Origin of the sequence: Bacillus sp. NPDC094077 (genome assembly GCF_050279465.1) — a bacterium.
Taxonomy (GTDB): domain Bacteria; phylum Bacillota; class Bacilli; order Bacillales; family Bacillaceae_G; genus Bacillus_A.
Window position 1 is genome coordinate 21,428 of record NZ_JBNNUF010000004.1, and the last position, 11,499, is coordinate 32,926.

The window sequence follows — 11,499 nt, forward strand, 5'->3', positions numbered from 1 at the left end:
ATTCATTTATTAAAGATTTATATTAAGGGGGAAGAAAGAATGGGTGTACAAAAGATTGTTGTAATTGGTGCAGGACAAATGGGATCGGGAATCGCGCAAGTATGTGCAATGGCAGGATATGATGTGAAGGTACAAGATTTAAAACAAGAACAATTAGATAGAGGATTGGCTATTATTACGAAAAACTTAGCTCGTCAAGTAGAAAAAGGACGTATGAAGGAAGAAGAGAAAGAAGCAACGTTAAATCGTCTTACAGTAACGCTTGATTTAGATTGTGTGAAAGAAGCGGATCTTGTTATTGAAGCGGCTGTTGAGAAAATGGATATTAAAAAGAAAATTTTTGCGAATCTAGATGAAATAGCTCCAGATCATGCTATTTTAGCGACGAATACGTCATCTCTACCAATTACTGAAATTGCAGCGGTAACGAAACGCCCAGAAAAAGTAATCGGTATGCACTTTATGAATCCAGTTCCGGTTATGAAGCTTGTTGAAATTATTCGTGGTTTGGCTACAGATGATGCGGTATATGAAACGATTGAAGATATTACGAAAAAAATCGGGAAAGTGCCAGTTGAAGTAAATGATTTCCCAGGGTTTGTATCAAACCGTATTTTATTACCAATGATTAACGAAGCGATCTATACGTTATATGAAGGCGTAGCGACGAAAGAAGCGATTGATGAAGTAATGAAACTTGGTATGAATCATCCGATGGGGCCGCTTACGTTAGCTGATTTTATCGGTTTAGATACATGTTTATACATTATGGAAGTGTTACATGAAGGCTTAGGAGATAGTAAATATCGCCCATGTCCATTACTACGTAAGTACGTAAATGCAGGATGGTTAGGACGTAAAACAGGCCGTGGCTTCTACGTTTACGAATAAATTCCTCTTTGCTACAAAATAGTGGTCTTACCAAATTATTAAAAGGATATATAGCAAATGGAGGCGGAGTATATGAACTTTCGTTTTAATGAAGAGCAGCAAATGATGAGGAAAATGGTACGGGATTTTGCACAGAAGGAAATAGCTCCCTTTGTTCCTAGCATGGAACAAGGGGTGTTCCCGAAAGAGATTTTGCAAAAGATGGGTGAGCTTGGATTAATGGGTATTCCAGCGCCTGCAAAATACGGCGGCGCAGAAATGGATTTTATTTCTTACATTTTAGCAATTGAGGAAATCTCAAAGGTGAGTGCAACAGTTGGTGTAATTTTAGCTGTACATACGTCAGTTGGAATGAATCCGATTTTATATTTTGGAACAGAAGAACAGAAGCAGAAATATGTTTCTAAACTTGCGACAGGTGAATACTTAGGCGCATTTGCTTTAACAGAACCAAATGCAGGGTCAGATGCAGGGAGTTTGAAATCAAGAGCTGTTAAGAAAGATAATCATTACATTATTAATGGATCGAAAGTATTTATTACAAATGGTGGTGAAGCAAGTACATACATTGTATTTGCTTCTACAAATCCAGAGGCAGGAAAAAGTGGTATTTCTGCATTTATAGTAGAGAAAGATACGCCGGGCTTAATTATCGGAAAAGATGAACATAAGATGGGGCTTCTCGGTTCTCGTACAGTTCAACTTACGTTCGAAGATATGAAAGTGCCGGCTGAGAATTTGCTCGGTGAAGAAGGAGAAGGATTCAAGGTAGCGATGGCGAATTTAGATGTTGGACGAATTGGAATTGGGGCGCAGGCGTTAGGAATCGCTGAGGCAGCGCTTGCATGTGCGATTGATTATGCAAAAGAACGAGAGCAATTTGGGAAGCCAATTGCGGCGCAGCAAGGGATCGGCTTCAAACTTGCAGATATGGCAACAAGTGTGGAGGCAGCGCGCTTGCTTGTATATAGAGCTGCATCGCTTAGAGCGCAAGGATTACCATGCGGTAAAGAAGCGTCTATTGCGAAGTTATTTGCTTCTAAGACAGCTGTTGAAGTTGCAATTGAAGCGGTACAAGTATTTGGTGGTTACGGTTATACAAAAGACTATCCAGTAGAAAGATTTTTCCGTGATGCGAAGATCACGCAAATCTATGAAGGAACGAGTGAGATACAAAAACTTGTTATTAGCCGTTCTTTATAAAAAGATGAGGGAGAGACGGGGATGCATTTTAAACTATCAGAAGAACATGAAATGATAAGAAAAATGGTTCGAGATTTTGCTAAGAATGAAGTAGCACCAACAGCAGCTGAGCGTGATGAGGAAGAGAGATTTGATCGTGCGTTATTTGATCAAATGGCAGAGCTTGGTTTGACAGGTATCCCATGGCCTGAAGAGTATGGCGGGATTGGAAGCGATTACTTAGCGTACGTAATTGCTATTGAAGAGTTATCTCGCGTTTGTGCTTCTACAGGTGTAACGCTGTCCGCGCACACTTCACTTGCGGGATGGCCCATTTTTAAATTTGGAACGGAAGAGCAAAAGCAAAAGTTTCTGCGACCGATGGCTGAAGGAAAGAAAATTGGTGCATATGGTTTAACGGAGCCAGGGTCTGGATCGGATGCTGGTGGAATGAAGACAATCGCAAAAAGGGATGGAGACCATTACATATTAAATGGATCGAAAATCTTTATTACAAATGGTGGTATTGCTGATATTTATGTTGTTTTTGCATTAACAGACCCTGAATCGAAGCAGCGCGGCACGAGCGCATTTATTGTAGAGAGTGATACACCGGGATTTTCAGTTGGGAAGAAGGAAAGTAAGCTAGGGATTCGCTCTTCGCCAACGACTGAAATCATGTTCGAAGATTGCCGTATTCCTGTAGAAAATCTACTCGGGGAAGAAGGGCAAGGATTTAAGATTGCGATGCAAACATTAGATGGCGGTCGTAATGGTATTGCGGCGCAAGCAGTTGGTATTGCACAAGGAGCTTTAGATGCTTCTGTAGAATATGCGAGAGAGCGCCATCAGTTTGGGAAGCCAATTGCGGCGCAGCAAGGGATTGGCTTTAAACTTGCAGATATGGCAACAGATGTAGAGGCGGCGCGTCTTTTAACGTATCAAGCGGCTTGGCTTGAATCAGAAGGGCTTCCGTACGGAAAAGAATCAGCGATGTCAAAAGTATTTGCAGGTGATACAGCGATGAAGGTGACGACTGAAGCGGTGCAAGTATTTGGTGGTTACGGTTATACGAAAGATTATCCAGTAGAGCGTTATATGCGAGATGCAAAGATTACACAAATTTATGAAGGAACACAAGAAATTCAAAGGCTTGTAATTTCTCGTATGTTAACAAAATAGGAGCAAAAGCGTAGGTATTTTCCTACGCTTTTTCCTTCCAAAAAATAATAGAGAGAGGTGAGGGGAATGGTTAAACATAATGTACATGCATCCGTGAAAGATGAAAAATTAGTCGCGTTAAGGCGTGAACAGATGATTAAAGGTGCGGTGCAATTGTTTAAGCAAAAAGGATTTCCGCGTACAACAACGAGAGAGATTGCAAAAGCAGCTGGATTTAGTATCGGAACACTTTATGAGTACATTCGCACGAAAGATGATGTTTTGTATTTAGTTTGTGATAGTATTTATGAACATGTAAAGGAACGGTTAGAGGAAGTAGTATGTACTGAGAAGGGGAGTATAGAAAGTTTAAAAATAGCGATAACGAATTATTTTAAAGTCATGGATGAATTGCAAGAAGAAGTATTAATCATGTATCAAGAGGTACGTTTTTTACCGAAAGAATCACTTCCATATGTATTAGAAAAAGAGTTTCAAATGGTAGGGATGTTTGAAAATATTTTAGAACAGTGTACGGAAAACGGAACATTTACATTAAATAAAAAAGAAATACAGCTTCTGGCACATAATATTTTCATACAAGGACAAATGTGGGGATTTAGACGTTGGGCTTTACAAAAACTATATACGCTCGAAGAATATACAGAAATGCAAATTAGGTATGTGTTGCAAGGGGCCCATATGCTTCCGAAATAAGGAATGGACAAATTATAATTTTATTACCATATAAAAGTTTCCCGTTTTTTTTTGTAGCATATTTGTGCGACTTTTGTTTATAATGAATAGTATGGATTTTTTTAAGCAGACCGTTATATATAAGGTTATATTTGAAGAAAGGAAGTGCCGCATAAGTGGATTTTAAGCAATATTCACCAGAAGAGCTAAAAGAATGTTCAATGATTGAAGTTGTACATAGCGTTTTAGGGGATAAAAAACAAGCAACGACATTCAACGAGTTGGTTCAAGAAATCGCTCAAGTGCTGGGACTATCTCAAGAGCAAGTTAATGCGAAACTCGCACAATTTTATACAGACTTAAACATCGACGGACGTTTCATTAATTTAGGAGAAAATCGTTGGGGGCTACGTAGCTGGTACCCATATGAGCAAATTGATGAAGAAATCTTACCTCAGCCAAAACCGAAGAAGAAGCGTAAAGTTGAAGAGGACGGTTTTGACGACTACATCGATGAAGATGAAGATGAATTCGATGATGCAGACGGAAATGCAGACGAAGATGAAGACGATGTAGAAGATTTGGACAAGGTTCTTGAAGATGAAGACGGAGATGACGAAGATCTTGATGATTTAGATGAAGATGAAGATGACTTCGCTGAAGAAGAACTTGAGTATGATGAAACTGAAGAAGAAGAAGAGGAAGAACTGTAGTTCTTGACTTTTTATTATCGTCCATGTAGAATCATTTTTGGGCTCTTTAAAAAAGAACGATAATACTTTTTGAGTGTAAACATAAAAGAAAATTGCTCCCTACTTGTTACTTTATGTGATGAGGGGAGCAATTTTCTTTTTTGTTTTTTGTTTAGAAAATAAAAAGAGTCTAACAATAAGATGGATACAGTGTTATCTACATACGTTGCGCTTTGCAACGGTGATTATATAACAGCAAAGTAGAAGGGAGCTTTTTCATGACTAAGTATATTTTTGTAACAGGCGGTGTAGTATCGTCTTTAGGAAAAGGTATTACAGCAGCATCTCTTGGAAGACTTTTGAAAAATCGTGGTTTAAACGTAACGATTCAAAAGTTTGATCCATACATTAACGTAGACCCAGGGACTATGAGCCCATACCAACACGGTGAGGTATTCGTAACAGATGATGGCGCAGAAACTGACTTAGACCTTGGTCACTATGAGCGTTTCATCGACATTAACTTAAATAAATACAGCAACGTAACAACAGGTAAAATTTACTCTTCAGTTCTTCAAAAAGAGCGTCGTGGTGAATATTTAGGAGGAACAGTTCAAGTTATTCCTCACATTACTAACGAAATTAAAGAGCGCGTATACCGTTCTGGTCGCGAAACAAATGCGGATGTTGTTATTACAGAAATCGGTGGAACTGTTGGTGATATCGAGTCTCTACCATTCTTAGAAGCAATCCGTCAAATTAAGAGCGACATCGGTCGTGACAACGTAATGTACATTCACTGTACGTTAATCCCGTACTTAAAAGCAGCGGGTGAAATGAAAACAAAACCAACACAACATAGTGTTAAAGAACTTCGTAGCTTAGGTATTCAACCAAACATTATCGTTGTTCGTACAGAAATGCCTGTTTCTCAAGATATGAAAGACAAGCTTGCATTATTCTGTGACATCGATACAAAAGCAGTTATCGAAGCTCGCGATGCAGATACTTTATATGCGGTTCCATTATCTCTTCAAGAACAAAACATGGACCAAATCGTTTGCGATCACTTGAAATTAGACAATCCAGCTGCAGATATGACAGAGTGGACTGCGCTAGTTGATAAAGTACGTAACCTTTCTAAGAAAACGAAGATCGCTCTTGTTGGTAAATATGTAGAACTTCAAGATGCATACATTTCTGTTGTAGAAGCACTTCGTCATGCAGGTTACTCTTTCGATACAGATGTAGAAGTGAAATGGGTAAATGCTGAGCACGTAACAGCAGAAAATGTACAAGAATTAGTAGGAGACACAGATGGTATCCTTGTACCAGGTGGCTTCGGCGATCGTGGTGTAGAAGGTAAAATCGTTGCGATTCAATATGCTCGTGAAAACAAAGTTCCATTCTTAGGAATTTGCTTAGGTATGCAACTTGCATCAATCGAATTCGCACGTAACGTATTAGGATTAGAAGGAGCGAACTCTTCTGAAATTAATCCTGACACACCTTATGCAATCATCGACTTATTACCGGAACAAAAAGATGTAGAAGACTTAGGTGGTACACTTCGTCTTGGTCTATACCCATGTAAGCTTGCTGAAGAAACAAATGCTTACAATGCTTACAATGAGCCGGTTGTATATGAGCGTCATCGTCATCGTTATGAGTTCAACAACCAATTCCGTCCGGATATGGAAAAAGAAGGATTTGTATTCTCTGGTACAAGCCCAGACGGTCGCCTAGTTGAAATCATTGAATTAAAAGACCACCCTTGGTTCGTGGCAGCACAGTTCCATCCAGAACTTGTTTCTCGTCCAAACCGTCCACAACCATTGTTCCATGACTTCGTAAGAGCTTCTATTACGAATAAAGAGAGCAAGTAATAAAAAAGCGCCTGAAATAGGGCGCTTTTTTTAATACTCGTTTAGCATCTCATCAATTGTAAACTTCAATCCGTGATATGCAAATAAGGCTACTATTAAACTTGGGAATCCGTAGCGGTTGCCTTCATCGTCTGGAATAAGGCCTTTTAGCAGTTTTGTATCAATATGTACATCTGTATATTGTTCAAGTGATTCCGCACCTTCTTGAATAGCTGAGATTCCAACTATAGATTGCCCTTCATTTTGAAGTTTTTTCGCGATTTTTACAATTTCTTCATCTGTTGAAAAACGGCTAATAAGAAGTACACGATCTGCAGAAGTTACTTCTGCTTCTTTGCCATTTTCAAATAAGCGTTTTGCTTGCTTCATCGGTTCAGCACCGAATAGCGCTTCAGCAACAACGCCCTCCATTTCATTTGCACCATATAAATAAATGTAACCATCGCCAACTAGTGCTTGAGCAAGTAAACGAGCACCATCTTCTATATTCATTTCCTCTTTTTGAGAAACTCTGGAGAAATAACCACTTAACTGAGTTGAAAAAATTTTTAACATAATATAGCTCCTTTCGTACGTGTTTGCCGGCTTTCATTATAGTTTATTTTTTTAGAAAGGTGAAATCGTAGGGTAGCATAACAAAATAGGAAACGGTAAAATAAGAAAGAATAGGAAGGAATTTGGCAAAGAATAGCGAAAATAAATCGATAAGATATAAGAAGCTTTAAATCTTGTATTCACACAGAAAGGTTGGGAGTTATGGAAGGGAAAATTTTAATCGTTGATGATCAATATGGCATTCGTGTGTTATTACATGAAGTGTTCCAAAAAGAAGGTTATCAGACGTTCCAAGCAGCGAATGGATTTCAAGCTTTAGATATCGTGAAAAAAGATAATCCGGATTTAGTTGTGTTAGATATGAAAATTCCAGGTATGGATGGTATAGAGATTTTAAAGCATGTAAAAGAAATTGATGAGAGTATTAAAGTAATTTTAATGACTGCTTATGGAGAGCTTGATATGATCCAAGAAGCAAAAGATTTAGGAGCTTTAATGCATTTTGCTAAACCATTTGATATTGATGAAATTCGTCAAGCAGTGAGAAATGAGCTCGCTGTAGAGGCATAAAAATGAATTTTTTATAAAAAATATGGAAAAAAGCGTTTACATGGACTGTTGAGCAGGTGAATACAGTTGAGTTTTTGAGTACAAGTTGTTATCCTATTGAGTGTAGAAAAAAGTCCGGTATGTAGATATACATATTTTACCTTATTCTGGTCATACTACCAGCGATAAGAACTTATCGGATACAAAAAACGTTTTTTAGGAGGATTCACCATGCCTTTAGTTTCTATGAAAGAAATGCTAAACAAAGCACTAGAAGGAAAATACGCAGTTGGTCAATTCAACATGAACAACTTAGAGTGGACTCAAGCTATCTTAGCTGCTGCGGAAGAAGAAAAATCTCCTGTAATCCTAGGTGTATCTGAGGGTGCAGCTCGTCATATGACTGGTTTCAAAACAGTTGTAGCTATGGTTAAAGCTTTAATCGAAGAAATGAACATCACTGTTCCTGTAGCGATTCACCTTGACCATGGTTCAAGCTTCGAAAAATGTAAAGAAGCAATCGATGCAGGTTTCACATCTGTAATGATCGACGCTTCTCACCACCCATTCGAAGAAAACGTTGAAACTACTAAAAAAGTAGTAGAATACGCACACGCTCGTAACGTATCTGTTGAAGCTGAGCTTGGAACAGTTGGCGGACAAGAAGACGATGTAATCGCTGAAGGCGTAATTTACGCTGATCCTGCAGAGTGTAAACACCTTGTTGAAGCAACAGGTATCGATTGCCTAGCTCCAGCTTTAGGTTCTGTACACGGTCCTTACAAAGGTGAGCCTAACTTAGGATTCGCTGAAATGGAACAAGTTCGTGACTTCACTGGCGTACCTTTAGTACTACACGGTGGTACTGGTATCCCAACTGCTGATATCGAGAAAGCTATCTCTTTAGGTACTTCAAAAATTAACGTAAACACTGAGAACCAAATCGAGTTTACAAAAGCTGTTCGTGAAGTATTAAATAAAGACCAAGAAGTTTACGATCCTCGTAAATTTATCGGACCTGGCCGCGACGCTATCAAAGCAACTGTTATTGGTAAAATTCGCGAATTCGGTTCTAACGGTAAAGCGTAAGAATAAAATTCCGTTTTGGAAACCGTCTAGTCTTTTAGACGGTTTCCTTTCGTTGTATAATGAAAGCGTGAACAAGTCTAAAGATTTTATAAAGTAAATTTTTTAATCTTTAAATATAGAAAATAATGTGCATAGTCCTATTAATAAATGTGATAAGTATCTGAATTTAATTCGATGAATAGTTAACCTTCATCTATTTATGCTACAGGGGAACTGTAGGTGATGGTTTTCTACTTATTGAGCTTTTAGGGTGGAAAGAGTGATTGAGATTCTTAAGGGGGAGCTTTCTATAAATATATAGAAGGTAAATACATTCACAAGAAGGGAGCTCAATATGGAAAAATTGCTAATTGAAGGCGGAAGAGCTTTAAATGGAACAATTCGCGTGAGTGGTGCAAAGAACAGCGCTGTTGCACTAATTCCAGCGACAATTTTAGCAGATACTCCAGTAACTATTGGTGGTGTCCCTAATATTTCGGACGTGAAAATGTTAGGGGACTTACTAGAGGAAATTGGAGGGAGAGTAACTTATGGACAGGAGGAAGAGATGGTAGTCGATCCTTCTAACATGGTTGCAATGCCTTTGCCAAATGGAAAAGTGAAAAAATTGCGCGCTTCTTATTATTTAATGGGTGCGATGCTTGGCCGTTTTAAAAAAGCTGTTATTGGGCTTCCAGGTGGATGTCATTTAGGACCGAGACCGATTGATCAGCATATTAAAGGGTTTGAAGCGCTAGGGGCACATGTTACGAATGAACAGGGTGCTATCTATTTAAGAGCAGATGAACTACGTGGAGCGCGTATTTATTTAGATGTTGTTAGTGTAGGAGCAACGATTAATATTATGCTAGCAGCTGTACGAGCGAAAGGTAGAACTGTTATTGAAAATGCGGCGAAAGAGCCCGAGATTATTGATGTAGCTACACTGTTAACAAGTATGGGAGCACGTATTAAAGGTGCTGGTACAGATGTAATTCGAATAGATGGTGTGGACTCACTGCATGGTTGCCACCATACTATCATTCCAGATCGTATTGAAGCTGGTACGTATATGATTCTAGGAGCTGCATCAGGTGGAGAAGTAACGGTTGATAATGTTATTCCTCAGCATTTAGAGTCAGTTACTGCAAAGCTAAGAGAAGCGGGTGTCCAAGTTGAAACGAACGATGACCAAATTACAGTGAATGGTAATAGAAGGTTAAAGGTAGTTGATATAAAAACACTTGTATATCCAGGTTTCCCAACAGATTTACAGCAGCCGTTTACGACGCTTTTAACAAAGGCGCACGGGACAGGAGTTGTAACGGATACAATTTATGGTGCACGTTTTAAACATATTGATGAATTACGTCGTATGAACGCGCAAATTAAAGTGGAAGGACGTTCAGCAATTGTAACTGGTCCTGTTTTATTGCAAGGTGCAAAAGTGAAGGCGAGTGACTTACGAGCTGGTGCAGCCCTTGTTATTGCAGGATTAATGGCGGATGGCATTACAGAAGTAACCGGACTTGAGCATATTGATCGAGGTTATGAAAATATAGTAGACAAGCTTAAAGGGCTTGGTGCAAACATTTGGCGAGAACACATGACAAAGCAAGAAATTGAAGAGATGAAGAACGCATAAGTGATACTTCCGCAAGGGGGAAGCGAAGAATCACTACTTGCGGAAGTACACTTTATAGAAAAACACGGTTCACAAAATACGGCAGAAATATAAAGACTTAAAGGAGAGGGATTATCGTGGAAAGAAGTTTATCTATGGAGTTAGTACGTGTAACAGAGGCTGCAGCATTATCGTCAGCGCGTTGGATGGGACGCGGAAAAAAAGATGAAGCAGACGGTGCAGCAACATCAGCTATGCGTGATGTATTTGATACAGTTCCGATGAAAGGTACAGTTGTAATTGGCGAAGGTGAAATGGATGAAGCGCCAATGCTATATATCGGAGAGAAATTAGGTACCGGATATGGACCACGTGTAGACGTTGCAGTTGATCCTTTAGAAGGGACAAACATCGTAGCAGCGGGTGGGTGGAATGCTCTTGCTGTTATTGCAATTGCAGATCACGGTAATTTGTTACATGCTCCTGACATGTACATGGATAAAATCGCGGTTGGCCCAGAAGCGGTTGGAGCGGTTGATATTAATGCGCCTATTATCGATAACTTACGTGCAGTTGCGAAAGCAAAAAATAAAGATATCGAAGACGTTGTAGCGACAGTTTTAAATCGTCCGCGTCATCAAGCGATCATCGAAGAAATTCGTAAAGCTGGTGCTCGTATTAAATTAATCAACGATGGAGATGTAGCTGGAGCAATCAATACAGCATTTGACCGTACAGGTGTAGATATTTTATTTGGTTCAGGTGGAGCTCCTGAAGGTGTATTAGCTGCAGTTGCATTAAAATGTTTAGGTGGAGAGATTCAAGGAAAACTATTGCCACAAGATGAAGCTGAATTAGCACGTTGTAAAAAGATGGGCATAGACGACATCAATCGTATCCTTCGCATGGAGGATTTAGTAAAAGGTGACGATGCAATCTTTGCAGCAACAGGTGTAACAGATGGAGAACTATTACGAGGCGTTCAATTTAAAGGTAGCGTTGGAACAACACAATCCCTTGTTATGCGTGCGAAATCAGGCACAGTGCGCTTCGTAGATGGACGCCATAGCTTAAATAAAAAACCGAACTTGGTTATTAAATAAAAAGCGTAAGCAACTCGTTCAGAATGGGAGAGGGAAGAAGTGAAGCCACCGACCATTCTAGCTGTTGAAGCTGGATTAAGTAAAAAGTGGAA

General features: G+C 39.2%; 11 protein-coding genes. 10 read left to right on the forward strand and 1 reads right to left on the reverse strand.

Features of this window, described 5'->3' with window-relative positions:
• Positions 1–39: 39 nt before the first annotated feature.
• The 6 genes from ACQKNR_RS11875 (at position 40) to pyrG (ending at position 6,508) form a co-directional block, all read left to right on the forward strand.
• Positions 40–891: a 3-hydroxybutyryl-CoA dehydrogenase gene (locus tag ACQKNR_RS11875; RefSeq protein WP_098662943.1), complete on the forward strand. Its 852-nt coding sequence runs from the start codon at positions 40–42 to the stop codon at positions 889–891.
• 72 nt (positions 892–963) lie between these two features.
• Positions 964–2,094, forward strand: coding sequence for an acyl-CoA dehydrogenase (locus tag ACQKNR_RS11880; protein WP_427318032.1), 1,131 nt, complete (start codon positions 964–966; stop codon positions 2,092–2,094).
• A gap of 21 nt (positions 2,095–2,115) precedes the next feature.
• Positions 2,116–3,255: an acyl-CoA dehydrogenase AcdA gene (gene acdA / locus ACQKNR_RS11885; RefSeq protein WP_193412683.1), complete on the forward strand. Its 1,140-nt coding sequence runs from the start codon at positions 2,116–2,118 to the stop codon at positions 3,253–3,255.
• A gap of 66 nt (positions 3,256–3,321) precedes the next feature.
• Entirely contained in the window at positions 3,322–3,951 is a 630-nt protein-coding gene (locus ACQKNR_RS11890; RefSeq protein ID WP_000238599.1) for a TetR/AcrR family transcriptional regulator, read from the forward strand.
• A 155-nt stretch (positions 3,952–4,106) separates the two neighbouring features.
• Positions 4,107–4,643 (forward strand): DNA-directed RNA polymerase subunit delta, encoded by a 537-nt coding sequence (gene rpoE, locus ACQKNR_RS11895; RefSeq protein WP_427318035.1) that lies wholly within the window; start codon positions 4,107–4,109, stop codon positions 4,641–4,643.
• A 257-nt stretch (positions 4,644–4,900) separates the two neighbouring features.
• Positions 4,901–6,508, forward strand: a complete 1,608-nt coding sequence (gene pyrG / locus ACQKNR_RS11900) for a CTP synthase (protein ID WP_427318037.1) — start codon at positions 4,901–4,903, stop codon at positions 6,506–6,508.
• 30 nt (positions 6,509–6,538) lie between these two features.
• Here the strand turns inward: pyrG and ACQKNR_RS11905 are convergent, their stop codons facing one another.
• Entirely contained in the window at positions 6,539–7,063 is a 525-nt protein-coding gene (locus ACQKNR_RS11905) for a DUF2529 domain-containing protein (RefSeq protein WP_427318039.1), read from the reverse strand.
• 201 nt (positions 7,064–7,264) lie between these two features.
• Here ACQKNR_RS11905 and spo0F point away from each other — a divergent pair, with 201 nt between their 5' ends.
• The 4 genes from spo0F (at position 7,265) to glpX (ending at position 11,407) form a co-directional block, all read left to right on the forward strand.
• On the forward strand, positions 7,265–7,633 hold the full coding sequence (gene spo0F, locus ACQKNR_RS11910) for a sporulation initiation phosphotransferase Spo0F (protein ID WP_000398594.1): 369 nt from the start codon (positions 7,265–7,267) through the stop codon (positions 7,631–7,633).
• Between the two features lie 210 nt (positions 7,634–7,843).
• A complete protein-coding gene (locus tag ACQKNR_RS11915; protein WP_001131850.1) occupies positions 7,844–8,701 on the forward strand; it encodes a class II fructose-bisphosphate aldolase in 858 nt (285 codons plus the stop codon).
• Positions 8,702–9,035: 334 nt separating this feature from the next.
• Positions 9,036–10,325, forward strand: coding sequence for a UDP-N-acetylglucosamine 1-carboxyvinyltransferase (gene murA / locus ACQKNR_RS11920; protein ID WP_427318041.1), 1,290 nt, complete (start codon positions 9,036–9,038; stop codon positions 10,323–10,325).
• A 116-nt stretch (positions 10,326–10,441) separates the two neighbouring features.
• The gene (gene glpX, locus ACQKNR_RS11925) at positions 10,442–11,407 is read left to right on the forward strand and encodes a class II fructose-bisphosphatase (protein WP_427318042.1); all 966 of its coding nucleotides are present in this window, start codon (positions 10,442–10,444) and stop codon (positions 11,405–11,407) included.
• Positions 11,408–11,499 lie beyond the last annotated feature (92 nt).

Bases quoted from the DNA above. Each gene is read 5' to 3' on its own strand.
- ACQKNR_RS11875 (WP_098662943.1), top strand. From the start codon at position 40: ATGGGTGTACAAAAGATTGTTGTAATTGGTGCAGGACAAATGGGATCG.
- ACQKNR_RS11880 (WP_427318032.1), top strand. From the start codon at position 964: ATGAACTTTCGTTTTAATGAAGAGCAGCAAATGATGAGGAAAATGGTA.
- acdA (WP_193412683.1), top strand. From the start codon at position 2,116: ATGCATTTTAAACTATCAGAAGAACATGAAATGATAAGAAAAATGGTT.
- ACQKNR_RS11890 (WP_000238599.1), top strand. From the start codon at position 3,322: ATGGTTAAACATAATGTACATGCATCCGTGAAAGATGAAAAATTAGTC.
- pyrG (WP_427318037.1), top strand. From the start codon at position 4,901: ATGACTAAGTATATTTTTGTAACAGGCGGTGTAGTATCGTCTTTAGGA.
- ACQKNR_RS11905 (WP_427318039.1), bottom strand. From the start codon at position 7,063: ATGTTAAAAATTTTTTCAACTCAGTTAAGTGGTTATTTCTCCAGAGTT.
- spo0F (WP_000398594.1), top strand. From the start codon at position 7,265: ATGGAAGGGAAAATTTTAATCGTTGATGATCAATATGGCATTCGTGTG.
- ACQKNR_RS11915 (WP_001131850.1), top strand. From the start codon at position 7,844: ATGCCTTTAGTTTCTATGAAAGAAATGCTAAACAAAGCACTAGAAGGA.
- murA (WP_427318041.1), top strand. From the start codon at position 9,036: ATGGAAAAATTGCTAATTGAAGGCGGAAGAGCTTTAAATGGAACAATT.